The sequence below is a fragment of the Streptomyces sp. NRRL F-5630 genome, assembly GCF_000719475.1.
In the GTDB taxonomy this organism is placed as follows: domain Bacteria; phylum Actinomycetota; class Actinomycetes; order Streptomycetales; family Streptomycetaceae; genus Streptomyces.
The window spans coordinates 19,971-44,188 of the sequence record NZ_JOGO01000093.1 but is presented as its reverse complement, the minus strand read 5'-3'; the positions used below and the strand labels follow the sequence as shown (position 1 = coordinate 44,188).

Genomic DNA, 24,218 nt, shown 5'->3' with positions numbered 1-24,218 from the left:
ACCCGCGTCCCCGCCCCCCGCGCCCCCACCAACGCCCGCACCCGCGACCGCCCCGTCCGACGCCACGCACCGCGCCGCCTTCGACGCGGCCCCGCTGCCGATGGCGCTCGTCGACGAGGTGGGCACCATCACCGCGGCCAACCCCGCCCTGCACCAGTACCTCGCCCTCCCCGCCGCCTCGCTCCCCGGCCGTCCCCTCACCCACCTCACCGCCCTCGGCCTCGCCCCGCACACCACCCCCGGTCTTCCCGAGGTCTTCACCGGCCGGCGCCACCACCTCGTCTGCACCCGGCGGATCGCGTCGCCGCTGGGCGGCGAAGCCTGGGCCGAGCTTCGCCTCGAACACCTCGCGCCCGCGCGCGGCGCCCTCCTCACCGTCCGCGACACGAGCCAGGGCCACGACCTCAGGGCCCGCCTGCGCACCGCCGAGCGCGAGGACCCGCTCACCCGGCTCGCGGGCCGCGCCCACTTCCTCGACCGTCTCGCGGACACGCTGGAGGAGCACGGGCTGCGCGGCGGCCGGGGGCGCGTCGGCCTCTGCGTCCTCGGTCTCGACGGCTTCCGGCACGTCAACACCGCGCACGGCCACCTCGTCGGCGACCACCTGCTCCGTGCCGTTGCCGCGCGCCTCGCCCGCCTCGGCCCGGCCCTCGCGCCCGGGGGCGGCGAGGCCCCCGTCCTCGCCCGGCTCGGCGGCGACGAGTTCGCGCTCCTCGTCCGCGAGACGACGGGCCCCGGGCAGCTCACCGAACTCGCCACGACCGTGCTGCGCGAACTGCGCGAGCCGTACGACATCGCGGGGCGGCGCCTCGCCGTCTCCGCCTCCGCCGGAGTCGCCGAACTGCGCGCCCGCGAGACGAGTCCCGCCGAGCTGATGCGCGCCGTCACCACCGCGCTCGGCTGGGCCAAGGCCGAGGGCGGGGGCCGGTGGGCCCTGTTCGACTCCGCCCGCAGCGAGGACGGCGCCCACCAGGACCTGCTCGCCACCGCGCTGCGCCCCGCCGTGCGCGACGGCGAGTTCGAGCTGGAGTACCAGCCGCTCGTCGCCCTCGCGGACGGCACCCTGCACGGCGTCGAGGCCTTGGTGCGCTGGCGGCACCCCCGCTTCGGCCGGCTCGCCCCGAACCGTTTCATCGACGTCGCCGAGCGGGACGGCTCCATCGTCGAGCTGGGCCGCTGGGTCCTGCGCACCGCCTGCGCCCAGGCCCGCACCTGGCAGCTCGCCCGCCCGGGAGCACGGCCGCCCTACGTGAGCGTCAACGTCACGGTGCGGCAGCTCTGGGACTCCGACGTCGCCGCCGACGTCGCCGACGTGCTGGCGGAGACCCGGCTGCCGCCGTCCCTGCTCCAGCTGGAGCTGACCGAGTCCGAGGTGGTGGGGCAGACCGGCCGCCCCCTGCGGGCCCTCCAGGAACTGAGCGACATGGGGGTGCGGATCGCCATCGACGACTTCGGCACCGGCTACTCCAACCTCTCCTACCTCAGCCGTCTTCCTGTCTCCGTCCTCAAACTGGACGGTTCCTTCGTGCGCGGCTTCCCCTTCGCGGGCGCGTCCCCGGAGGCCGAGGCCCCGGAAGCCGCAGCCCCGCCCGCCGCGATCCCGTCGGCTGCCACCGGTCCCGACGCCCTCCCCGCTGAGGCCACCGGCGCCTCCCCCGACACCCCCGGCGCCCGGGACCGGAACGCGGCGGCCGTGATCGCGGGCGGTCCCGCCCGGTCCACGACCGCCGAGGGCCGCCCGGCGGACGAGGTGATCGTGGAGGCCCTGGTCGGCCTGGCCCACCGTCTGGGCCTCACCGTGACCGCCGAGTGCGTGGAGACCAGGAGCCAGGCGGAACGGCTGCGGGCGATGGGCTGCGACATGGGACAGGGCTACCTCTACTCGCGTCCCGTCGCGCCCGAGCAGATCGGCGCGCTCCTGGAGACCACGGGACGCTGCCCGGGCTGGACCACCTCCTCCCCGTAAGGGGCGTCACACGCGTGCGTGCCTGGCGCCCCGGGAACGGGTGCGGGCCCCCACCCGGGGTCCGCCGCGTGTCCGACCTCACCCGTACAGGGGACATGCCTCCCCCACCGGGGAATCCAAGCCGCGAAGCCACCGCCGCCCCGCAGAGCTACGGCCGCCGACGGCTGGCACGTACGAATGGAAGCCGCCGCCCGCCCGGCGGCCTCCGGCTCCGCCGTATACGTCATGCGGGCGGGTTAACACGGTCGTAAGGTGACCGGCATGCAGGTGATCCAGTCAGCGAAGCTCGCCAATGTCTGTTACGAAATCCGCGGCCCGGTGCTCGACGAGGCGATGCGACTGGAGGCGGCGGGCCACCGCATCCTCAAGCTCAACACCGGGAACCCGGCGGCCTTCGGCTTCGAGACCCCGCCCGAGATCCTGGAGGACATCCTCCGGAACGTCTCCTCGGCGCACGGCTACGGCGACGCCAAGGGCCTGCTCGCCGCCCGCCGCGCGGTCACGATGCACTACCAGACCCTCGGCGTCGAGTCCGACGTCGAGAACGTCTTCATCGGCAACGGCGTCTCCGAGCTGATCGTCATGGCCATGCAGGGCCTGCTCGACGACGGGGACGAGGTCCTGGTCCCCGCGCCCGACTACCCGCTGTGGACCGCCGCCGTCTCGCTGGCAGGGGGCGTCCCCGTCCACTACCGCTGCGACGAGCAGTCCGACTGGATGCCGGATCTCGCCGACATCGAGCGCAAGGTCACCGACCGGACCAAGGCGCTCGTCATCATCAACCCGAACAACCCCACGGGCGCCGTCTACGACGAGGAGATGGTGCGCGGGCTCACCGACATCGCCCGCCGCCACAACCTGCTCGTCTGCTCCGACGAGATCTACGACAAGATCCTCTACGACGGCGCCACGCACACCCCGACCGCCGCGCTCGCCCCCGACCTGCTGACGCTCACGTTCAACGGCATGTCGAAGGCGTACCGCGTGGCCGGTTACCGCGTCGGCTGGATGGTCGTCTCCGGGCCGCGCGCGCACGCCACCTCCTACCTGGAGGGGCTGAACATCCTGGCGAACATGCGGCTGTGCGCCAACATGCCGGGCCAGCACGGCGTCGTCGCCGCGCTCACCGGGCGGCAGTCGATCAACGAGCTGGTCCTGCCGGGCGGGCGACTGCGCGAGCAGCGCGACACCGCGTACGAACTGCTGACGCGGATCCCCGGCGTGTCGTGCGTGAAGCCCAAGGGCGCGCTCTATCTCTTCCCGCGCCTCGACCCGAAGGTCTTCAAGATCAAGGACGATCGCGAGATGGTCCTCGATCTGCTCCGCAAGGAGAAGATCATGGTCGTGCAGGGAACGGGCTTCAACTGGCCCGAACCCGATCACTTCCGGATCGTCACCCTGCCGAGCGTGCAGGACCTCACGGAGGCGGTGGGCCGGATCGGCCACTTCCTGAGCGAGTACGGGCAGAACTGAGGCACGAGCGGTCCGTCGTCCGGGCCGGTGGGAGCGGCGGGCCCCGGGCGGTACGAGCGGCGGGCCCGTGGCCGGTACGCGCGGCCTGGTTCGCGGTCGGCACGTCGGCCGGTCCCGGGCCACAGTCGCGATCGTTAGTCGCTACGAACTCCTTCTCTGGACGGATTCTAACTTAGACGGATTCCAAGGTAGGATGCTCTCAGGCAACCCTGGAGGTCCTTCGTGTACGAGCCGATCCGTAGCAAGTCCGTCCATTCCACCTCCGGCGAGCAGTCCCGTTTCCCCCGTCATTCGCGTGAGGAGGAGCTGGACATCCAGCTCGCCGGGCATCTCGCCGCGCTGCTCGCGCTCACCGACGAACTGCGCGCACTCTCCCCGGCGGACGAGGCGGCCGCGCTGGGCGAAGCGGGCAGGGAGCTGAGCGAGCACCTCCGCAGGCTGCGCGGCGGCAGCCCCGTACGCGCCGCCGCCGGAACGGCCCGGGGGACCAGCGACCTCACGAACCTGCACCGCCGGGCGCACGCGCTCGCCGGACGCGCCCTCGTCGTCGCCGCCTCGCGCGCCGACACGGGCGCGGCGATCCTGGCCGCCCGCCGCATGGAGGCCCACGCGGCGGCGATCGACCCCACCGGGTCCGCGCAGCCCACGACGACGGCCGGGTCCGCGCGGCCCACGGCCCTCGCGGCCTGAGCCGTAGGCAACGCCAGGGACCAGGACCGGCGGGCGCCGCGCACAAGAGACGGGGCCCCTCGCACGCCTTTGTGCGAGGGGCCCCGCCCCTTGGGGTTCACCGGCCGACCGCGCCGCCACCGGGACTACCGGCAGGCTCGCGCCATCATCCGAGGCGCCGTACCAGCGCCCGGTACTCGTCCCACAGCTCCTTCGGGGTGTGCTCGCCGAAGGTGTTGAGGTGCTCGGGGACGAGCGCGGCCTCCTCGCGCCACACCTCCTTGTCGACCGTGAGCAGGTGGTCGAGGTCGGAGGCGGAGAGGTCGAGGCCCTCGGTGTCCAGGGCACCCTTCGCGGGCAGCACGCCGATGGGGCTCTCGACGCCCTCGGCGCGGCCGTCGAGCCGGTCCACGATCCACTTCAGGACGCGGCTGTTCTCGCCGAAGCCGGGCCATACGAAGCGGCCGGTGGCGTCCTTGCGGAACCAGTTGACGTAGTAGATCTTCGGCAGCTTCTCCGGGTCCTTGCCCTTGGCCACGTCGATCCAGTGCCCCATGTAGTCGCCCATGTTGTAGCCGCAGAACGGCAGCATGGCGAAGGGGTCGCGGCGCAGCTCGCCGACCTTGCCCTCGGCGGCGGCGGTCTTCTCGCTCGCGACGTTGGCGCCGAGGAAGACGCCGTGGTTCCAGTCGAAGGACTCGGTGACGAGCGGCACGGCGCTCGCGCGGCGCCCGCCGAAGAGGATCGCCGAGATCGGCACGCCCTTCGGGTCCTCCCACTCCGGCGCGATGATCGGGCACTGCGCGGCGGGCACGGTGAAGCGCGCGTTGGGGTGCGCGGCGGGCGTGTCGCTCGCGGGGGTCCAGTCGTTGCCGCGCCAGTCGGTGAGGTGCGCGGGCGGCTCCTCCGTCATGCCCTCCCACCACACGTCGCCGTCGTCGGTGAGCGCGACGTTGGTGAAGACGGCGTTGCCCCACAGGGTCTTCATGGCGTTGGCGTTGGTGTGCTCGCCCGTGCCGGGCGCGACGCCGAAGAAACCGGCCTCGGGGTTGATCGCGTAGAGCCTGCCGTCCTCACCGAAGCGCATCCAGGCGATGTCGTCGCCGATGGTCTCGACGGTCCAGCCCTTGACGGTGGGCTCCAGCATCGCGAGGTTCGTCTTCCCGCACGCGCTCGGGAAGGCCGCGGCGACGTACTTCGACTCTCCGCGCGGCGGCGTCAGTTTGAGGATGAGCATGTGCTCGGCGAGCCAGCCCTCGTCGCGCGCCATGACGGAGGCGATGCGCAGCGCGTAGCACTTCTTGCCGAGCAGCGCGTTGCCGCCGTACCCGGAGCCGTACGACCAGATCTCGCGGTCCTCGGGGAAGTGCGAGATGTACTTGGTGGAGTTGCAGGGCCACGGCACGTCGGCCTCGCCCGCACGGAGCGGGGCGCCGACGCTGTGCACGGCCTTGACGAAGAAGCCGTCCTCGCCGAGTTCGTCGAGCACGGCCTGCCCCATGCGCGTCATGGTGCGCATCGACACGGCGACATACGCCGAGTCGGTCAGCTCGACGCCGATCGCGGAGAGCGGGGAGCCGAGCGGCCCCATGCAGAACGGCACGACGTACATCGTGCGACCGCGCATCGAACCGCGGAAGACACCGCCGCGCCCGTCCTTGCCCTGGAAGGTCTCGCGCATGACGGCCGGGTCCTGCCAGTGGTTCGTGGGGCCCGCGTCCGCCTCCTTCTCGGAGCAGATGAAGGTCCGGTCCTCGACACGCGCGACGTCGGAGGGGTCCGAGGCGGCGTAGTACGAGTTCGGGCGGAGCGTCGGGTCGAGCCGGCGGAAAGTGCCCTTGCGCACGAGTTCGGCGGCGAGCCGGTCGTACTCCGCCTCCGAGCCGTCGCACCACACCACCCGGTCCGGCTCGGTGAGGGCGGCGATCTCCGCGACCCAGGCGCGCAGCTCCGCGTGCCTGGTCGGCGGGGTGTCGGCAGCGGTTCCGGGGTGGGGAATGCCGTTGGTCGTGCCGAGAGTGTCGGAGGACGGGGGAGCCGCGATGTCGCGCGCCACGAATTGCTCCTAAGCGAGGGTGAGAAGTCTGTCTGCCCCGTGGGGGCCGCGACCCGGACGCTCTCGTAGCCGCTCATCCGGTGCCGACCGCACTCATATGATCCTGCGCCTTCCCCGCGCATCTGTCCAGGGGGCCGCCCATGTGAGCGGAGTGATTCGAGACACGGCGGGGAGGGGAGGGGCCGGGGGTGGGGCGTGGAGTGAGCCCCTGGACGGGTGCGGGGGTGCGCGGCGCGGGGCGCTGGGCGAGAGTGGTGCGCGGGTGTCGGCCTCAGGTGGGCGGGGGCGGCGGCCCGTGCCCGTGCGGGCAGGCGCCGTGCCGTCGCGTGTACGGGCGTGACGTGCGCGGGGTCGCGCGCACGGGCGTCGCGCCCGTGTGAGCAGGCGGGGGCGGGGTGTTCAACCGGCCTCGCTACCATGCCGATATGACCGCGCCCGCTCGCGACGCGACGCGGGCTTCGCCCGACCGGCCGGGCGGACCACTCCGGCCCGGCCCCGCCCCTCCTCCCGTCCCCCGCACTCGCCCGGCACCGCCGATGCGCGGCACGGACCCACGAACACCTCTCCTCCCCCGGACACCGGCCCGAAGGACACGCGGCAGATGACCACGACGCACGACTCCACGCCCGCTCCCGCTCCCGACCCCTCCGGGGCGACGGCGAAGGCTTCCGCGCCTTCCGCCCTCCCCCTCCCGGCCCTGGTCAAGCCGCGGCTGCGCGGCTGGCTGCACGCGGGGATGTTCCCCGCCGTGGTGGTGGCCGGCCTCGTCCTGACGGCCTTCGCGGACTCCGGGAGGGGGCGCGTCGCCTGCGGGATCTACGTCCTGACGGCCTGCCTGCTCTTCGGCGTGAGCGCGCTGTACCACCGGGGGAACTGGGGGCCGCGCGGCGAGGCGGTGCTGCGCAGGCTGGACCACGCCAACATCTTCCTGATCATCGCGGGCACCTACACGCCGCTGACGCTGCTGCTCCTGCCCGACGGCAAGGGGACGTGGCTGCTGTGGGCGATCTGGGCCGCCGCGGTGGCGGGCATCGCCTTCCGCGTCTTCTGGGTGGGTGCCCCGCGCTGGCTCTACACGCCCTGCTACATCGCGATGGGCTGGGCGGCGGTCTTCTTCCTGCCGGACTTCGCGCGCGCGGGCGGCGTCGCGGTGCTCGTCCTCGTGGTCGTCGGGGGGCTGCTGTACAGCGCGGGCGGTGTGATCTACGGGCTCAAGCGGCCGAACCCGTCGCCGCGCTGGTTCGGGTTCCACGAGGTCTTCCACTCCCTCACGCTCGCGGCGTTCGTCGTGCACTACGTGGGGATCTCGCTGGTGGCGTACCAGCACGGGTGAGGCGCGGGGCTACGGGCGGAGCGCGGGGCCGAAGGGCCGCGCGGGCGGCGCGGAGGCCGATGACCAGCGCGGATGGTGTGGGGGGGCCGGAACTCCGCGCGGGCGGGGTGGGGCCGGAACTCCGCGCGGGCGGGGTGGGGGCCGACGGTCCGCGCGGCAGGGCGAGGAACCGACGCTCCGCGCCGGGCGGTGTGATGAGCTGACGATCGACAGCGCCTGTGGATGAAGTGCGGCAGCCTGTCCGGGGCCCGTGCAAGTCTGTGGGCGTGAACGGAACCGACCTCGTCCTCACCTTCGCGCCCGGCATGGAGACCTTCCTCCCACAGGGCCGCCTGACCCTGACGTCGCGCGCGGACGGCGTCTCCACGCTGGGCCACCTCGTGGAGTCGCTCGGCGTACCGCTCACCGAGGTGGGAGGTCTCACCCGCGACGGCGCCCCCGTACCGGCCTCCCTCATACCGCAGGGCGGCGAGCACATCGCCGTGGCCGCCGTCGACCGCCCGCAGCGGGTGCCGGGCGCCCCGCTCCGCTTCCTCCTCGACGTCCACCTCGGCACGCTCGCCCGCCGGCTGCGCGTGCTCGGAGTGGACACCGCCTACCCGCGGGAAGACCCGGGCGACGCGGCGCTCGCCACCCGGTCGGCCACCGAACGCCGGGTGCTGCTCAGCCGCGACCGGGGACTGCTGCGCCGCCGTGAACTGTGGGCCGGGGCGTACGTGTACAGCCACCGCCCCGAGGAACAACTCGCCGACATCCTGAACAGGTTCCGCCCCCACCTGCGCCCCTGGACCCGCTGCACCGCCTGCAACGCCCTTCTGCGCCCGGCCACCCTGGCGGACGTGGCCGACCGCATCGACGCCGGCACCCGCACCACGTACGACGTCTACGCGGAATGCCCCGCCTGCGGGCGGGTCTACTGGCACGGCGCCCACCACGACCGCCTGTCCCGCCTCGTCACCGAAGCGCTCGCAACCGTCGGCCAGCTCCCCGGCCCGGAGGCGCCCCCCTGATACGGGCCCCCACCACGGGCCTGCGCGGCCCACGCCCACGCGAGGCGGTGCGGTGCGCGAGGCCGAGCGCCACGGACGACGTCACGCGTGCGGGGCCACGGCCCCCTCGCGGCTGCCCAGGCGGGCCGCCACCGCTGTCGGGTCCGTCTCCGGGCGGTCGCAGACGAAGCCCTGGCACAGGTAGGCGGCGGGGGTTCCGTCGACCAAGGGGCGGTCGGCGAGGAGCGGGAACTCCGGCTCCGGGGAAGGGGGGCCCGCGGCGACGACCGTGCCGGGGGACGTGGCGAGGAGAGCGGTGCGGTGGAGGGTGCGCGTGCGCGGGTCGTCGGGGGCGCCGACCACGGCGACCTCGTAGGGGCCCGCCAGAAGGGCCTCGGCCACCGCGAGGCCGTGGCCGACGAAGCGGGGGGCGCGGGGGGCCAGGGCGCGGACGACGGAGAGGGCCTGTTCGGCGGCGGCGCGGTGCCGGGTGGAACCGGTGAGGGCGGCGTAGGTGAGGAGGGCGCCGGCGGCGGCGTTCCAGCCGGAGGGCGTGGCGTTATCCGTGGGGTCCTGGGGCCGGTGGATGAGGGCCTCGGCGTCGGCGGCCGTGTCGTACAGGGCTCCGCTGTCGTCGCGGAAGCGGTCGAGGACGTGGTCGAGCAGCAGCCCGGCGAAGTCCGTCCACACGCCCTCGCCCGTGACGGAGCCGAGGGTGAGGAAGCCCTCGGCGACGTCGGCGTAGTCCTCCAGGACACCGGCGCTGCCGCCGGGACGGCCGTCGCGGGACGTACGGCTCAGGCGGCCGTGGGTGTCGAGGTGGACGCGGACGAGGAGGTCGGCGGCGCCGAGGGCGGCCTCGACGAGGTCGGGGCGGTCGAAGTACGCGCCGGTCTCGGCGAGAGCGGCGACGGTGAGACCGTTCCAGGCGGCGACCACTTTGTCGTCCCTGCCCGGGGCGGGACGGGTGTCGCGCGCGGCGAGCAGGGCGCGCCGCACCCGGTCGAGGCGGGCGGCATCGACGGGCGGGCTGTCGAAGCCGTCCGTGCGCGGCAGCCGGAGCACGGAACTGCCGTGCTCGAAGGTGCCTTCGTCGGTGACACCGAAGTGGGCGGCGGCGAGGGCGGCGTCCGCCTCGCCCAGTACCTCGCGCAGTTGCTCCGGCGTCCACACGTAGTAGGCGCCTTCGGCAGGGCGGCCCGTGCCGTCGTCGCTGTCGGCGTCGAGGGCGGAGGCGAAACCACCCTCGGGGGTGCGCAGTTCGCGGACGAGGAAGTCGGCGGTCTCCAGGGCGATCCGCCGGGCGAGGGCCGAGCCGGTGGCCCGCCACAGGTGGGCGTAGAAGCGGCACAGGAGGGCGTTGTCGGAAAGCATCTTCTCGAAGTGGGGCACGGTCCACTCGCGGTCCACCGCGTAGCGGGCGAAGCCGCCGCCGAGCTGGTCGTAGATGCCGCCGCGGGCCATGTGCTCGGCGGTGTCGGCGGCCATCTGGAGGGCGCCCTCGGCGCCGGTGCGGGCGTGGTGGCGGAGCAGGAACTCCAGGACCATGGACGGGGGGAACTTGGGCGCGCCGCCGAAGCCGCCGTGGCGGGAGTCGTAGTCGCGGGTGAGGCCGAGCAGCGCCGCACCGAGCGCGTCGGCGCCGGGCGGCGCGGCGTCCGTCGGCAGCCCGAGGCTGCGGCCCGTGAGGTCGGCGGTGACTCGCGCCGCCACGTCGGCGACCTCCTCGCGGCGGTCGGCCCAGGCGGCCCGCACCCCTTCGAGGACCTGCCGGAAGGCGGGCGTGCCGTGCAGCGGACGGGGCGGGAAGTACGTACCGAAGTAGAAGGGCTCGCCGCCGGGCGTCAGGAACACCGTCATGGGCCACCCGCCGTGCCCGGTGGCCGCCTGCACGGCCTCCATGTACACGGCGTCGACATCGGGCCGCTCCTCGCGGTCCACCTTGACGCTGACGAAGTGCGCGTTCATGTACGCGGCGGTCTCCGCGTCCTCGAAGGACTCGTGCGCCATGACGTGGCACCAGTGGCAGGAGGCGTAGCCGACCGACAGGAGGACGGGGACGTTCCGCCGTTCCGCCTCCTCGAACGCCTCCGGTCCCCACGGCCACCAGTCGACCGGGTTGTCCGCGTGCTGAAGGAGATAAGGCGAGGTCGCGTCGGCGAGACGGTTCATGCGAGCCAGCGTCTCACGCGGCTCAGCCCTGAGGGCTCACCCGGTTCAGCGCCGCCGTGGTCCGCCTACCGCGGCCGACCAAGTAAATCCAGATTGAATGACAATACGATCCTGCTAAGTTCCAGTGAATCGGCTCGGGGAGAGCTTCCGTTCATTGGAGGTAAGCGGGATGGCGGTCGGGAGCGGCTGGAAGCCGCTGGAGGCGTTCTGGTCCGCACAGCGTCTGGTACGGGACCGCCATCAGTTGGTCCGAAAGATCAGCGAGCGCTACACCGCCGCGCACCCGAAGGACAAGAAACCGAGCCCCTCGGATGTCAAGTCCTGGCGTGAAAGCGTCTACGAGCTGGCGACCACGCTGGACAACCTCGGGCTCGGCCAGGTGCGGATGTTCATCGAGTACCTCGCCGACGGTCAAATGAACCACATCGACGTCGTCCTCGCGGGACAGCACCCATCGGGACGGCTCAGCTACGCGGTCATCGAGCTCAAGCAGTGGGGCAGTATCGAGCGTCCGACCGTGTCGAAGACAGCCGGGCTCTGCGCCTCATGCAGGGCGGAGGGGAACACCACACTCTGCCGGCGTTGCGCCAGGGATCTGGTCTACGCACCGTTCCCTAAGTACGAGAAGCACCTCAAGCATCCCGCGGTCCAGGTCGGCAACAATATGGACGACCTGCGCAGGCACCACAGCATGTTCGACGACCGCTACGTCAATCTCGTGGGCGCGGCGTACCTGCACAACTTGATGGATCCTGAGTACCAGTGGATAAGCCAGGTGTCCCCTCGCCCAGGGGTCCCCACGTTCACCGCACGGCAACCGGGGGATCTGGAGAAGTTCCTGACCGCGAACTTCAGCTCGGGCTCCGGCGCGGAGGCCGCACAGGAGTTGCTCGGACGCCGACGCTCGACCAACCTTCTGATCGACGAGACCGCAGGGATCGTCAACGGCCACACCCGGTTCAGTCTTGTCGAACACCAACTGCGGGCGGTCCAGGCGATCGCCGATGCCACGGCAGCCGTCGGGTCGCAGGGGGTGAAAAAGGTATTCGTCATCGAGGGACGTGCGGGCAGCGGCAAGTCACTCGTTGCGCTCACCGCGCTGGGAGAAGCGCTGCAAGCTGGGCATTCCGCCGCCTTCGTTTCCGGTGGCATCGCCTCTCGCGACACCTTCAAGCGGGCTGCCAAGGGGCACCAGAAGGTCTTCAGGCCGCTGGTGCAGATTGCCGACAAGTTCGGGCCCGACGAGCTGGACCTGATCGTCTGCGACGAAGCCCACCGCCTCAGCCTACGGCCGAAGACCGGTTCCTTCAGGATGCGGCAGACAGGGCCGACCTCGGTGGAGGAGGTCGTCACCCACGCTCGTGTGCCGGTCTTCTTCATCGACGGGGATCAGCGCCTCTTCGCGGAGGAGGTCTGGTCCCCTGAGCGACTCAAAAACGAACTCCTGAACCTCGGCGTAGAGATCGTGCCGATCAACCTGGACCGGGTACTCCGAACCGTCGGCAGCTCGACATACGACACCTGGGTCAGCCGGCTCATGGCCGGGAACCCCATCGCGTGGCGTCCGGACGGCGCCACCGACCCTGAGCCTTTCGAGGTCTACTACGCTGACAGCGCTGCCGAGATGGAGTCCTTCCTTGAGGGCAAGGACCCAGCGGGCGTGAGCGCCCGGATGACCGCGGGGATGTGCTGGGGCTGGACCGACGACACCGGCTCCTTCCCCGACGTCAGCCCCGATCCCGACTGGGCACGCCCCTGGAACGCCGGCGACAACCACAGCGTTCAGGGAATCCCCAAGCGAAAGTTTTGGGCGACCGACCCCGGAGGCTTCGGGCAGATCGGGTGCGTGCACACGGCCCAAGGACTCGAGTACGAGTGGGGCGGCGTGATCATGGGCCCCGATCTCACGTGGGAGGACGGCGGCTGGGTCGCCCACCGCGAGCACGTGAAGAGCAAAGCCTCACAGATCAAGGACGACGCCGAACTCGTCCGCGCTTTGCGCAATGCCTATGGCGTGCTGATGACCCGTGCCATCCGCGGCCTGGTGCTCTACTCGGTCGACCCCGGGGTCAGGAAGCTCTTCGCCGACCTCGGCGTGCAGAAAATCTGATCCGCCCGCCTCCTGCTTGCCGGACGGATGGCTTGCCATGGGCCCTCGGGCTCAGCCGGGTGGTTCCGGCAAGGTCTCACCAAGGCGTACAGGGACGGCGAAATGTTCACTGGCACGGTGAAGGCCGCCGCTCCCTTCTCTTTCGAGGTCGATCTCGGGGCCCTGTAGGGGTCGGGGCCCTGTAGGGGTCGGGGCCCTGTAGGGGTCGGGGCCCTGTAGGGGGCAGCGAGAGGTCGTCCTGCTCTCGGTACTTGACCGTCAGCCCAGGCATCGGGATTCTTGGCGGCCCGATCGAGGCATCTCCGCCCCCGGACCAGGCACACCGACCACCCCGTCGGCGTTCCGCTCCGCACATCCCTCATCGCCTGGAGCGCGCCGGTGGCATGATCCGTGGTGACCACACCGGGAAGGAGCGCGCGGATGAGTGACGTCGTGGAGGCCGGAGGGTTCGCGGAGTTCGGGAAGGTGCCGTCGACCACTCTGGCCGAGGTGCTGGGCGGAGCACAGGTCATGGACGCCGGGATACGGCCGCTGTGGGGGCCCGGACCGCGGCTCGCAGGGCCCGCGTACACCGTGCGGTGCGTACCCGGCGACAACCTCATGCTGCACGCGGCGATCTACCGGGCCGCCCCCGGCTCGGTCGTCGTCGTGGAGTCCGGGGACCTGGAGTACGCGCTCGCGGGCGGGAACGTGTGCGCCGTGGCGCGGCGGCGCGGGATCGCCGGGTTCGTCCTGGACGGCCTGATCCGCGACCTCGGCGAGGTGCGCGCGGCCGGATTCCCCGTGTACGCGCGGGGGATCGTGCCGGTGCCCGGTACGAAGAAGGGGCTCGGCTCGCTCGGTGCGGAGGTGCGCTGCGGGGGCGTGAGCGTACGGGCGGGGGACATCGTCGTCGCGGACGAGGAGGGCGTCGTCGTGACCCCCGCCGGGCGGGCGGCCGCGGTGCTGCGCACGGCCGGGGAGCGGCTGGCCGAGGAGGAGACGCAGTCGCTCGACGACTGGGAGGCGCGGCACCGCGCGAAGGTCGAGGCGGCGCTGAAGGCCGTGGGGTACACGGACTGACGGCGGGAGCGTTCCGCGGGCACGGCTTCCCGTGACGCCTCCCTGCGAGCGCCGCATCCCGTACGGGCAGGGCGTCCCGTACCGTCCCAAAAACCTTCTCCCCTCCCCCGGGAAGTGCGATCAGCCCGGGTTCTGGGAACGGTTCTCGCATCTGTGTGCGACGACCGTGGTAGAGGTCCGGGGAGACATGGGGGACGGGAAGGGGCTGGCATGGCGCAGGAGTCGGCGGGGCGGGTGGAGTTGCGGGCCGAGCATCGGGCCGAGGCGGAGCGGCTGTTGACGCGTTCCGTCGAGGAGGAGGTGCGGCGCGGGGGCGGGAAGCTCGACGCGAGCGTGCTGCTCGGACGGGCGATGGCGGCCGTGGACGAGTGGACGGCTCCCGCGGCGGAGGAGTACGCGGCGTACACGACCGCGCTCGACGAGGCGGCGGCGGGCGCGGTCAGCATCTCAACAGCCTTCTCCTCGCGCACTCTTGGCGGCCCGCTGCTCGTCACCGCGACGGCGACGGCCGCCGCCTTCGTCGCGGACGTCGCGCTGGGCACGGGGGTCGGGGCGGCGGTCGGGGCCGGGGCCACGGTCGCCGTCGCGGGGGCGGCGACGACCTTCGTGAAGGCGACGGCGGGGTACTGGCCGGCCGCGCACCGCCGGGCCGGGGCCCTGGGGCAGCCCGGCGGGCTGGAACAGGCCCGCCTCCAGTGGCTCACGGCCCTGGAGGTACGCGGCATCCGCCCGTACCTCGACCAACAGCGCCTGCTGGCCCGCAGTGTGGCGGCGGGCACGGGCGGCCGGAGCACGGGGCGGCGCAGCGGCCTCGTACGGACGACGGATCGGGGAGCGGCGGCGCGGCGGCGCTCCGTGCTGGAGCAGTCCTTCGCGCATCTCCCCCAGCCGGATGGGGTGTTCGCGGGGCGACGGGCCGAACTCGCGGAGATCGCGCGGCTCGTGCGTTCCGCGCGGGCGGCGACGCGGACGCGTCCGGTCGTCGTGGTGCTGCACGGCGAGCCGGGTTCGGGCCGCACGACGCTGGCGGTACGGGCCGCGCACGCGCTGCGGGACCAGTTCAAGGGCGCGTGCGTCGTGGACCTGCGCGGCGGCAGCCCGGACACCCCACCGCTGCCGACCCGCGACGCGCTCATGCACCTGCTCAACCGCCTCGGCGCCCCGCGCGAGCAACTGCTCTTCCGCGAACGCAGCTCTTCGGAGCAACAGGTACGGAAGCTCACGGAGTTGTACCGCAAACACCTGCACGGACTGCCGGTCACGGTGATCCTGGACGACGCCTCCGACGCGGCGCAGGTGCGCGCCCTGCTGCCCGAGCACTCCGACAGCCTCGTCCTGGTGACCGCGCGCGGTCCGCTCGACCTCGCCGGCCCCGACACCGACTCGCCCGAGGCGGACGGCGCGTGGGTGCACCAGTTCCCCGTGGGAGCGCTCGAAGCGGCGGGCGCCGAGGAGGTCGTACGCGCGGGCGCGGGTCAGCTGCCCGGACCGTACGACGCCGAAGCGATGGACAAGATCGGGGAGTTGTGCGGCGGGCTGCCGCTCGCGCTGCGGCTGGCGGGCTCGGCGCTCGGGGCGCGCAGCCCGCGCGGGCTCGTCGCCGACCTCGCCGCCTATGGTCCCGTCGCCCCCGTGGAGCGGGCATTGTGGCTGCGGTACACGGACCTCGCGCCCGAAGGGCAGCGGCTGCTGCGACGGCTCGCGCTCGCGGGGCGGGCCTCGCTCGGCGCGGGCGCGGCGGCGGCGCTGCTCGACGTGCCGGAGCGGACGGCGACGCGGCTGCTCGCCGAACTCGCGGCGGCGGGGCTCGTGGACCACGTACGCGGGGACAGGTACCGGCTCCACGACGTCGTCAGGGCGTTCGCGCGCACGCGGCTCGCGGACGAGGAGGAGGCGGCGGAGCGGACGGCCGCGCTGGAACGGCTGATCGTCGACTACGGCGAACTGGCGGACGCGGTGATCCGGCTCGTGGACGGCAAGACGTCGACGCGTGTCGGCGCGCCCGGCCCGCACGGATTCGCCTCGCTGGAGGCGGCGTTGGGGTGGCTGGACGAGGAATCCAGCTTCATCACGGCGGCGTTGCGGCAGGCGGAGGGCGTCGACCAGCGTGCGGTGCTCGACCTTCTCGGCGCGCTGTGCGACTACTGCCTGCTGCGCGGGGATCTCTACCGCCTGGGCGAGATCAGCGAGTTGACCGAGGCGGTGGACAAGGGCCTGCTCGGCCGCTCGGTGCAGTGGCGCAAGGGCATCGCGGCACGGCAGCTCGGTGAGCTGGACACGGCCCGTACGACGCTCGCCTCCGTCGTCGATCTGTACCGCGAGGCGCACAACGAGCCCGGCACGGCGCGCGCGCTCGGCTCGCTCGGCATCACCCTGCACCATCAGGGGCGTCTGCCCGAGGCGGCCGAGAAGCTGCGCGAGGCGCTGGCCCTCCAGAGCGGCGACGCGCTCGGGGGCGACCGGGGCTGGACGCTGCACGCGCTCGCCGCCGTGGAGCGCGACCGGGGGTACCCGGGCGAGGCGCTCGCGCTGCTGCGGGAGTCGCTCGACCTGCACCGCGAGAACGAGTCGGTGCACGGACTCGCCTGGGCGCACTACCAGTTGGGGCAGGTGTGGCTACGGCTCGACGAGGTCGAGCGGGCCTCGGACTCGCTCCGCGAGGCGCTGGAACTGTACGGGCGCACGCGTGACGGACGCGGCGAGGCGTGGGCGCTGACCCAGCTCGCGCGCGCCGAGCTGGTCGCCGGGGACTCGGCGGCGGCCGTCGAGGGGCTGCGCGCCGCGCTGAGCCGGCACCACGAGAACGAGGACGCGCGCGGCGAGGCGTGGACGCGGTACTACCTCGGGCAGGCGCTCGACGCGGAGGGCGTCGGGGACCCGGCGCTGCGCGAACTGGAGCGGGCGCGCACGATGTTCTCGCGGATGCGCGACGTGTACGGGCTCGCCTGCTCCCGGCACCACTCGGCGCGCCTCACCCGCGACCACCGCGCGGCGCGCACGGGCTCGCTGCGCAACAGCGGCTTCGCGCGGCAGTTGCTCGTCGACGCGCGCGCCGACTTCCAGCGCATGGCGCTCGCCCACGGCGAGGCGTGGACGTGCCTCGAACTCGCGGTCATCGACGCGGGGAACGCGCGACTCGCCCAGGCGGTCGAGCTGACCGAGGAGGCGGACCGGCTCTTCGGCTCGTACGGGGACCGCAGGGGTGAGGACTGGGCGCGCTTCCTGCACGCCTCGCTCCTCCCCTACGCGTCGGCGGGAGGCTTCGAGGTGGGCTCGGCGGTGGCCGAGGAGGAACTGGCCGCGCTGGCGGCGGCGCCCCACCCGGCGCGCGACGAGGCGCTCGGCGGCTACGTGGAGGGCTACCGGCTCCTGCTCAGCCGGGGCGCGGTCCCCGAGGACGGCTGGCAGGGCTGGCGCCTCGGCATGATCCCGGGCCGCCACGCACGGGAGGTCATGGGCGTGGAGGCGGAGCGCGCGGGGTGGTGAGGGGGCGAGGGTGCGGGGGCGCGAGGGCCCAAGGGTTCGGGGGCGCCCCGAGGAGGCAGGGCCCAGTACGACGGATTCCGGCCGGCACGCCGAGAGCACGCACCGGACGCCGCGCGGCCGCCCTGCGGGCGACGAGGCGAGATTGAAGACAGACCCTAGGGGAAGGTCGAACGGATCACCTAAGGGTTCGATGGGCCCCCTGTAGTGGGCCATGACGACCGGCGGCGGCCAAAAGTTCCCGGGAGTTCCCGGGGGTCGCCCGAACGGGGTGAGGACGACGCGCCGGGTCGGGGCGGGGCGGGTCGGGCGAGGACGCCGCTGGGGCGAGGACGCCCGGAACCGGAGTCCGCCGGGCGCCGACCCGGCCGCCGACCCGCGACGCTCCGGGGCGCAGACCCGCGGCGGAAACCGCCCGGCGAGGAGGTGGGCCGCGCCCGCACGAACGCGGCCGGGCGAGGCGCCGGGTGGCGCGGGATACGCCGATGGCGCGACGCCCGGGGACGCGTCTGCGCTACCGCCGCCCGCCACGCACCGTCGGCCCTCGGGCACCCACCGCCCGTCGGCCCCGGCCACCCGGCCGCCGGGCACGTACCGCCCCCCACCGCCGCCCGCCACGCACCGTCGGCCCTCGGGGCATACCGCCCCGCCGCCCCGTGCGTGCCCACCGCCCCGCGCCGCTCGCGTCGTGGGCCGGGCGCCGGGGGCAGGTGGGTCAGCCGCGGCCTGCTGTGCCGGCCTTGGTCGTCGTGTCGTTCTCCGTCGTCGCCGGGTCCTCCGGCTCCTTGAAGTCGACCTTCCGCATGTGCCGGTTCATGGACTTCATCAGGGCCCAGACGCCCACCGCCATCACCGCGAAGACGACGAAGCCGAGGAGACCGGGGGTCACCTTGTCGGCGTCGACTTCGGCGAGGGGGACGAAGTGGATCATGGCCTGGCCTGCGCTCGCGCTTCCGCTCATTCAGCCATTGTCACGGATGCCCGCAAAGAGGTCGTCCTCGGGGAGGGACGTTTCGACCAGAGACTTCGCGAGCTCGAAGTCCTCGGTCGGCCAGACCTCCTTCTGGACCTCCATCGGGACGCGGAACCAGCCGCCGTCCGGGTCGATCTGCGTGGCGTGCGCGATGAGCGCCTTGTCGCGGATCTCGAAGTAGTCGGCGGCCGGGACGAAGGTGGTCAGCGTGCGCTCCGTGCGCTCCGACTCCTCCCACCGCTTGAGCCAGTCGCCGTACGGGGACTCCAGGCCGCGCGCGAGCAGCGCCTCGTGCAGCGCCTCGGTGCGCTGCCGGTTGAAGCCCTGGTTGTAGTAGAGCTTCGCCGGCTGGAAGACGGGGCCGAACTCCGCCTCAGGGAAGCGCTCCGCGTCGGCCGCGCCCTCGAAGGCCACCATGCTGATCTTGTGGGTCATGATGTGGTCGGGGTGCGGGTAGCCCCCGTTCTCGTCGTAGGTCGTGATGACCTGCGGGCGGAAGGAGCGGATCTCGCGCACGAGCCGCCCGGCCGCCTCCTCGACGTCCACGAGGGCGAAGCAGCCCTCCGGGAGCGGCGGCAGCGGGTCGCCCTCGGGGAGGCCCGAGTCGACGTAGCCGAGCCAGGTCTGCTGGACGCCGAGGATCTCGCGGGCCTCGTCCATCTCCTTCCTGCGGACCTCGTGGATGTTCTCCTCGATGTAGGCGTCACCCTGGAGCTTCGGGTTGAGGATGGACCCGCGCTCGCCCCCGGTGCAGGTGACGACCAGCACGTCCACCCCCTCCGCGACGTACTTCGCCATCGTGGCGGCGCCCTTGCTGGACTCGTCGTCGGGGTGGGCGTGCACGGCCATCAGGCGCAGCTTCTCAGTCAAGACTCGTTCCTCAGGTGTTCGTCGCGACGACCGCGATCCTGCCGTTGATCCCGCCGCGCGCGGCCTGGGGGCGGGGTCCGGCCGGCCGGGCAGGGGCTTCTATAGTGACGGAACCGGCAAGCGGAAAATTCCGGCTTCCGCGCACCGGGGACGCGCCGCGCGCAGCGGCACGCACCGGTGACCACGGGCGAAGGGACGATCATGACGGCGACCGCACCCGGCACGGCCGATGCCGACGCCGTCCGCGCCTTCGCGAGCCGCTACGGGCGCGACAAGCGCACCGACAGGCAGCTCAAGACCGTCGGTGCCGTACTCGGCGTCCTCTTGCTCGTGGTCGTGGGCTGGTTCGGCTGGAGCTACATCGCCGGGCAGAAGCTGAGCGCCGAGGTCATCTCCTTCGACGTCGTCTCGGACCACGAGGTGAAGGCCCACCTCGAAGTCCGCAAGGACGAGGACGCGAAGGGCACCTGCACGATGCGCTCGCAGGCCGGGGACGGCGCCGAGGTCGGCCGCGCCGACTTCCGCTTCGACCAGTCCGCGAAACGCGTCGACAAGGTCGTCACCTTCCGCACCACCTCGCGCGGCACGACCGCCGAGCTGGTCGGCTGCCACGCCGACTAGGGCATCCCACACGGATCCCGGCGGGTTCTGGCACCTGTCCCGGCGGGTAGGCGGGTAGGCGGACGGCGGGCAGGGAGACGGCGGTACGCGGGCTGCGTCGCCCCCGCCCGGGGCTGCTACGGGGCCCGGCCACCGGCAACCGGCCGGGTCCACCTCGTACCCGTGCCCCCCCGCCGCCCGCGGGGCAAGTCCCCCAGGAATGTCCTCCCGCTCTGGCGTCTGAATTGTTAGGCTCGTGGTTTCGCCCGTCCGTGAAGGAACATCCTTCTGGTAGGGCGTTGATTTGTATTCCCAGTACCTACGAGGAGCACCTGTGACCCAGACGAGCGAAAACGTCACCTGGCTGACCCAGGAGGCGTACAACCGGCTCAAGGAGGAGCTGGAGTACCTGTCTGGTCCGGCGCGCACCGAGATCGCGAAGAAGATCGAGGAAGCGCGTGAGGAGGGCGACCTGCGCGAGAACGGCGGGTACCACGCGGCCAAGGAGGAGCAGGGCAAGCAGGAGCTGCGCGTGCGCCAGCTCACGCAGCTGCTCCAGCACGCCAAGGTCGGGGAGGCCCCCGCCGACGACGGTGTCGTCGAGCCGGGCATGGTCGTCACGATCGCCTTCGACGGCGACGAGGACGACACCCTCACCTTCCTCATGGCCTCGCGGGAGTACGCCAGCTCCGAGATCGAGACCTACTCCCCGCAGTCGCCCCTCGGGACCGGCGTCAACGGCAAGAAGGTCGGTGACACCGCCGAGTACGAGCTGCCCAACGGCAAGAAGGCGTCGGTGAAGATCCTCGACGCGAAGCCGTACCAGGGCTGACGCCCCGCCCGCGCCCCTCGCGCACAGGGCCCGCCCCGCCGCCGTACGGACGGCGCGGGGCGGGCCCTTCGCCGTGGCGTCCTCGCCGTGGCGTCCTCGCCGTGGCGTCCTCAGCCGTCCGCCCGGTGGAACTTCCGCACCGCCAGGGTGCGGAAGACCACGACGATGAGCGCCGAGTACAGGAGCGAGGCCCACACCGGCTGCTGCATCGGCCACGCGGACGAGGGCGAGACCCCGGGGTCGCCGAAGAGCTGGCGGCACGCCTGCACGGTCGCGCTGAAGGGGTTCCAGTCGGCGATGTGGCGCAGCCACGGGGTCATCTGGCGCGTGTCGACGAAGGCGTTCGACACGAACGTGACCGGGAAGAGCCAGATGATGCCGCCGGACGTCGCGGCCTCCGGGGTCCGTACCGACAGGCCGATGAGCGCGCCGATCCAGGTGAAGGCGTAGCCGAAGAACAGCAGCAGGCCGAAGCCGGCGAGGATCTTGCCGGCGTTCGTCGGCTCGGCCGAACCGGGCCGCCACCCGACCGCGAGGCCCACCGCCGCGAGCACGGCGAGCGTCACCGCCGTCTGCACGAGGTCGGCGACCGTGCGGCCGGTGAGGACCGAGCCGCGCGTCATCGGCAGTGACCGGAAGCGGTCGACGATGCCCTTCTGCATGTCGTCGGCGATCCCGGCCGCCGAGCCCGCCGTGGCGAAGGTGACGGTCTGCGCGAAGATGCCCGCCATCAGGAAGTTCTTGTACACGTCCTGGCTCGTGGTGGGACCGATCTTGATCGAGCCGCCGAAGACGTACGTGAAGAGGATCACGAACATCACCGGCTGGATGATGTTGAACAGCACCACTTCCGGGATGCGGGTCATCCTGATCAGGTTGCGCCTGGCGATCACCAGCGAGTCGGACACGGCGCTCATGGGGTCTGCTCCTTGCCGTCGGCCTCGCGCCCGCCCGCGGCGGCGCCGTCCCCCTCGCGCCCGCCCGCGGCGGCGCCGTCCCCCTCGTCCCCGCCCCCGGCGCTCCCCCGCTCCGCGTCCCCCTCCGCCACGTGGCCCGTCAGGCTGATGAAGACGTCGTCGAGGGTCGGGCGGCGCAGGCCGATGTCGTCGATCGCGATGCCCCGCGTGTCGAGTTCGCGGATCACCTCGACGAGCAGCCCGGCCCCGCCCCGAACCGGGACCGTGAGCCCGCGCGTGTGGGCCTCGCGCGTCACCGCGTCCGCACCGGCCTCGGGGACGGCGACGCGGGAGAGGACCTCGGCCGCCTCCTCCATGCGCGCGGGGTCGTGCACCACGAGTTCCACGCGCTCCCCGCCGATCTGCGCCTTCAGCTCGTCCGAGGTGCCGCGCGCGATGACGCGGCCGTGGTCGATGACGCAGATGTCGTGCGCGAGGTGGTCGGCCTCCTCCAGGTACTGCGTCGTGAGCAGCATCGTCGTGCCGCCCGCGACGAGGTCCTGGATGACGTCCCACAGTTCCTGCCGGTTGGTCGGGTCGAGGCCCGTCGTCGGCTCGTCCATGAACATGACGGGTGGCTTGACGACGAGCGCGGCGGCGAGGTCGAGGCGACGGCGCATCCCGCCGCTGTAGGTCTTGGCGGTGCGGTCGGCCGCCCCGGCCAGGTGGAACTGTTCGAGGAGTTCGGCGGCCCGCGCCTTCGCCGCCTTGGCCCTGAGCTGGTAGAGCCTGCCGACCATCTCCAGGTTCTCGCGCCCCGTCAGGTACTCGTCGACGGCGGCGAACTGCCCGGACAGCCCGATCACGCGGCGCACGTCGTGCGGCCGCTCGACGACGTCGAAGCCCGCGACGGTCGCGGTGCCCGCGTCGGGGCGCAGGAGCGTCGTCAGGCACTGGACCGCGGTCGTCTTCCCGGCGCCGTTCGGGCCGAGGAGTCCGAGTACAGTCCCCTCGGGCACGTCGAGATCGACGCCGTCGAGCGCCTTCACCGAGCCGAAGGTCTTCACGAGCCCTTCGGCGTGCACGACTCCGCTCACACGCTCCCCCGTCCGCTCCTGCCGTCCTCCGCCCAGCATCACCGGGCGTCCGGCGGCGCGCACGACGGGTGCGGCGAACGGGGGCGGACGGGGCACCGGTACGGCCCGACGGCAGTGCGTGCCATATGAACCGATTTGCCCGGGGCAAGCGCCGCGTCAAGGTCCCATGAGCAAAAAATGACCTGCCTTTGGTTTACGCACCCCCGGTCACTGTGGCGGCGGAGCCGCGTACGCTGTCCCCCAACCAGCCACCAAGCGTGAAGTGAGCCCCGGCCATGCCCACATCTCCGGACATGACGACCACGAGCGAATCCGGTCTGCTCGAAACCCTCCAGCACTCCGTCGCGGTCTTCGCGCGGCGTGCCGAACAGACCCGCCTCGGCGGGGTGGGGCAGGTGCGGAACTCGATGGACCGCGCCGCGTACCTCCTGCTCAACCGGCTCGACTCCGAAGGCCCCATGGGGGTCAAGGCGCTCGCCGCGAGCATGGGCATCGACTCCTCGACGGTGACCCGCCAGGTCGCCCCGCTCGTGGACACGGGCCTCGTCAAGCGCACCTCGCACCCCGAGGACGGGCGGGCGGTCGTGCTGCGCCTCTCGCCGCGCGGCGAGGCACGGCTCGCGGAGGTACGGGCCTCCCGGCGCGCGCTGATGGCCGAGCTGACCGCGGACTGGACCCACGAGGACCGCGAGACCTTCACCGAACTCCTCGGCCGCTTCAACGGCGCGCTCCTGCGCCGCCAGGCGGGACCGCAGGGCGCCGTGCCGCGCGAGGAGCGGACGGCGGACGAGCCCCCCCCTCCCCCGCCCGGCCCGTGGGGTGGGGGGGGGGGGCGGGGGGGGGGGGGGGGGGGGGGGGGGGACGGGTGGCCTCGGCGGGACGGGCGGCGGCACGGCGGCGGCGACCGGACGACGCGCGCGAGTTCGCCGCGTACGTCGGCGGGGCCGCGCCCAGACTGCTGCGCACCGCGGCGCTCCTGACGGGCGAGGCGGGACAGCCGCCCGGCCCCGAACCCTCCGGCACCGGGCCCACCCGTGCGGCGCCCGCCGCGCCGCTCGCCCTCGCGCTCCTGCGGCGCGCCCTCGCCCGTACCTGCGCCGTCTGGGACCGGCTGGAGGACGGCGACCCCTACGACCACACGCGCGCCGCGCTCGTCGCGCTCGTCCTCCGCTCCTCCTGGTACCGAAGGCGCCGCGGTCGCGGCCCGCTGGCCGCGCTGCCCGCACGGGTGCGGCTCGTCCTCGTGCTGCGGCTGCACGAGGGCGTCGCCGAGGAGCAGGTGGCCGCGTTGCTCGGGCTCTCCGTCGGCCGGGTGCGGCTGCTGTGCGCGCGGGGAACGCACCTCGTGGCGCGTCCGCCGGTCTCCGGGGCGGAGCCGTGAGTCTCGCGGACCGCGAGGAGGCGCGGGTACGGGACGTCCTCGCGGGGCTGGCCGTGCCCCTGGTGCCCGCGGGGCTGGCGGCCGAGGCGGCGCGGAGGGGGCGCCGCACGCGGCTGCGGCGGGCGCGGCTGCGGCGGGCGGGGTGGGTGCTGCTGTGCTGCGCGGTGCTCGTCTTCGCGGTGTGGGCGGCCCGGGCGCGACCGTGGGCCGTGCCCGAGGAGGTGACCACTCCTTCGTATCCGCGCTGGTGAGGGAG

The 24,218-nt window shown here is 73.0% G+C and carries 18 protein-coding genes and 2 pseudogenes; 14 read left to right on the top strand and 6 right to left on the bottom strand.

The window, feature by feature from the left end; translation table 11 throughout:
* The first annotated feature begins 100 nt into the window (after positions 1-100).
* From IF99_RS0127575 to IF99_RS0127565, 3 genes are all read left to right on the top strand, one after another.
* Positions 101-1,966, top strand: coding sequence for a putative bifunctional diguanylate cyclase/phosphodiesterase (locus IF99_RS0127575; protein WP_037827746.1), 1,866 nt, complete (start codon positions 101-103; stop codon positions 1,964-1,966).
* A 261-nt stretch (positions 1,967-2,227) separates the two neighbouring features.
* Positions 2,228-3,439 carry a pyridoxal phosphate-dependent aminotransferase gene (locus tag IF99_RS0127570; protein WP_031000608.1) on the top strand — a complete coding sequence of 404 codons (1,212 nt, stop codon included), beginning with the start codon at positions 2,228-2,230 and terminating at the stop codon, positions 3,437-3,439.
* 222 nt (positions 3,440-3,661) lie between these two features.
* Positions 3,662-4,129 (top strand): hypothetical protein, encoded by a 468-nt coding sequence (locus IF99_RS0127565; protein ID WP_051703715.1) that lies wholly within the window; start codon positions 3,662-3,664, stop codon positions 4,127-4,129.
* 145 nt (positions 4,130-4,274) lie between these two features.
* On the opposite strand, the gene IF99_RS0127560 is transcribed toward IF99_RS0127565, so the two are convergent.
* Positions 4,275-6,164, bottom strand: coding sequence for a phosphoenolpyruvate carboxykinase (GTP) (locus IF99_RS0127560; protein ID WP_420705728.1), 1,890 nt, complete (start codon positions 6,162-6,164; stop codon positions 4,275-4,277).
* Between the two features lie 601 nt (positions 6,165-6,765).
* Here IF99_RS0127560 and trhA point away from each other — a divergent pair.
* A complete protein-coding gene (gene trhA / locus IF99_RS0127555; protein WP_031000602.1) occupies positions 6,766-7,497 on the top strand; it encodes a PAQR family membrane homeostasis protein TrhA in 732 nt (243 codons plus the stop codon).
* Between the two features lie 266 nt (positions 7,498-7,763).
* On the top strand, positions 7,764-8,507 hold the full coding sequence (locus tag IF99_RS0127550) for a Mut7-C RNAse domain-containing protein (protein ID WP_031000600.1): 744 nt from the start codon (positions 7,764-7,766) through the stop codon (positions 8,505-8,507).
* Between the two features lie 81 nt (positions 8,508-8,588).
* On the opposite strand, the gene IF99_RS0127545 is transcribed toward IF99_RS0127550, so the two are convergent.
* A complete protein-coding gene (locus tag IF99_RS0127545) occupies positions 8,589-10,658 on the bottom strand; it encodes a thioredoxin domain-containing protein (protein ID WP_031000598.1) in 2,070 nt (689 codons plus the stop codon).
* A gap of 169 nt (positions 10,659-10,827) precedes the next feature.
* Here IF99_RS0127545 and IF99_RS0127540 point away from each other — a divergent pair, with 169 nt between their 5' ends.
* From IF99_RS0127540 to IF99_RS0127525, 4 genes and pseudogenes are all read left to right on the top strand, one after another.
* On the top strand, positions 10,828-12,768 hold the full coding sequence (locus IF99_RS0127540) for a DNA/RNA helicase domain-containing protein (protein ID WP_031000595.1): 1,941 nt from the start codon (positions 10,828-10,830) through the stop codon (positions 12,766-12,768).
* A 78-nt stretch (positions 12,769-12,846) separates the two neighbouring features.
* Positions 12,847-12,936 (top strand): annotated as a pseudogene (locus IF99_RS35255) (Uma2 family endonuclease); the annotation flags it as partial.
* Between the two features lie 252 nt (positions 12,937-13,188).
* A complete protein-coding gene (locus IF99_RS0127530) occupies positions 13,189-13,830 on the top strand; it encodes an RraA family protein (RefSeq protein ID WP_031000593.1) in 642 nt (213 codons plus the stop codon).
* Between the two features lie 210 nt (positions 13,831-14,040).
* Positions 14,041-17,316 carry a tetratricopeptide repeat protein gene (locus IF99_RS0127525; protein ID WP_031000591.1) on the top strand — a complete coding sequence of 1,092 codons (3,276 nt, stop codon included), beginning with the start codon at positions 14,041-14,043 and terminating at the stop codon, positions 17,314-17,316.
* Between the two features lie 712 nt (positions 17,317-18,028).
* Here IF99_RS0127525 and IF99_RS0127520 read toward each other — a convergent pair.
* A complete protein-coding gene (locus tag IF99_RS0127520; protein ID WP_199806574.1) occupies positions 18,029-18,274 on the bottom strand; it encodes a hypothetical protein in 246 nt (81 codons plus the stop codon).
* On the bottom strand, positions 18,275-19,156 hold the full coding sequence (gene mca / locus IF99_RS0127515) for a mycothiol conjugate amidase Mca (protein WP_031000587.1): 882 nt from the start codon (positions 19,154-19,156) through the stop codon (positions 18,275-18,277). It lies immediately after the preceding gene.
* Positions 19,157-19,357: 201 nt separating this feature from the next.
* On the opposite strand from mca, the gene IF99_RS0127510 reads away from it, so the two are divergent.
* Both IF99_RS0127510 and greA read left to right on the top strand, forming a co-directional pair.
* Positions 19,358-19,777, top strand: coding sequence for a DUF4307 domain-containing protein (locus IF99_RS0127510; RefSeq protein WP_031000585.1), 420 nt, complete (start codon positions 19,358-19,360; stop codon positions 19,775-19,777).
* 313 nt (positions 19,778-20,090) lie between these two features.
* A complete protein-coding gene (gene greA / locus IF99_RS0127505) occupies positions 20,091-20,588 on the top strand; it encodes a transcription elongation factor GreA (protein WP_031000583.1) in 498 nt (165 codons plus the stop codon).
* 110 nt (positions 20,589-20,698) lie between these two features.
* On the opposite strand, the gene IF99_RS0127500 is transcribed toward greA, so the two are convergent.
* Positions 20,699-21,505, bottom strand: a complete 807-nt coding sequence (locus IF99_RS0127500; RefSeq protein WP_031000581.1) for an ABC transporter permease — start codon at positions 21,503-21,505, stop codon at positions 20,699-20,701.
* The gene (locus IF99_RS0127495) at positions 21,502-22,581 is read right to left on the bottom strand and encodes a daunorubicin resistance protein DrrA family ABC transporter ATP-binding protein (RefSeq protein WP_031000579.1); all 1,080 of its coding nucleotides are present in this window, start codon (positions 22,579-22,581) and stop codon (positions 21,502-21,504) included. The genes IF99_RS0127500 and IF99_RS0127495 overlap by 4 nt, the downstream gene beginning before the upstream one ends.
* Positions 22,582-22,856: 275 nt before the next feature.
* Between IF99_RS0127495 and IF99_RS0127490 the strand changes: the two are divergent.
* From IF99_RS0127490 to IF99_RS35250, 3 genes and pseudogenes are all read left to right on the top strand, one after another.
* Positions 22,857-23,357 (top strand): annotated as a pseudogene (locus tag IF99_RS0127490) (MarR family winged helix-turn-helix transcriptional regulator); the annotation flags it as partial.
* 89 nt (positions 23,358-23,446) lie between these two features.
* Complete coding sequence (locus IF99_RS0127485; RefSeq protein WP_031000575.1) at positions 23,447-23,962, top strand: sigma factor-like helix-turn-helix DNA-binding protein; 516 nt, start codon at positions 23,447-23,449, stop codon at positions 23,960-23,962.
* Positions 23,959-24,213, top strand: coding sequence for a hypothetical protein (locus IF99_RS35250; RefSeq protein WP_031000574.1), 255 nt, complete (start codon positions 23,959-23,961; stop codon positions 24,211-24,213). The genes IF99_RS0127485 and IF99_RS35250 overlap by 4 nt, the downstream gene beginning before the upstream one ends.
* The last annotated feature ends 5 nt before the right edge of the window (positions 24,214-24,218 follow it).

Bases quoted from the DNA above. Each gene is read 5' to 3' on its own strand.
- IF99_RS0127575 (WP_037827746.1), top strand. From the start codon at position 101: ATGGCGCTCGTCGACGAGGTGGGCACCATCACCGCGGCCAACCCCGCC.
- IF99_RS0127570 (WP_031000608.1), top strand. From the start codon at position 2,228: ATGCAGGTGATCCAGTCAGCGAAGCTCGCCAATGTCTGTTACGAAATC.
- trhA (WP_031000602.1), top strand. From the start codon at position 6,766: ATGACCACGACGCACGACTCCACGCCCGCTCCCGCTCCCGACCCCTCC.
- IF99_RS0127545 (WP_031000598.1), bottom strand. From the start codon at position 10,658: ATGAACCGTCTCGCCGACGCGACCTCGCCTTATCTCCTTCAGCACGCG.
- IF99_RS0127540 (WP_031000595.1), top strand. From the start codon at position 10,828: ATGGCGGTCGGGAGCGGCTGGAAGCCGCTGGAGGCGTTCTGGTCCGCA.
- IF99_RS0127530 (WP_031000593.1), top strand. From the start codon at position 13,189: ATGAGTGACGTCGTGGAGGCCGGAGGGTTCGCGGAGTTCGGGAAGGTG.
- IF99_RS0127525 (WP_031000591.1), top strand. From the start codon at position 14,041: ATGGCGCAGGAGTCGGCGGGGCGGGTGGAGTTGCGGGCCGAGCATCGG.
- IF99_RS0127520 (WP_199806574.1), bottom strand. From the start codon at position 18,274: ATGAGCGGAAGCGCGAGCGCAGGCCAGGCCATGATCCACTTCGTCCCC.
- IF99_RS0127510 (WP_031000585.1), top strand. From the start codon at position 19,358: ATGACGGCGACCGCACCCGGCACGGCCGATGCCGACGCCGTCCGCGCC.
- IF99_RS0127500 (WP_031000581.1), bottom strand. From the start codon at position 21,505: ATGAGCGCCGTGTCCGACTCGCTGGTGATCGCCAGGCGCAACCTGATC.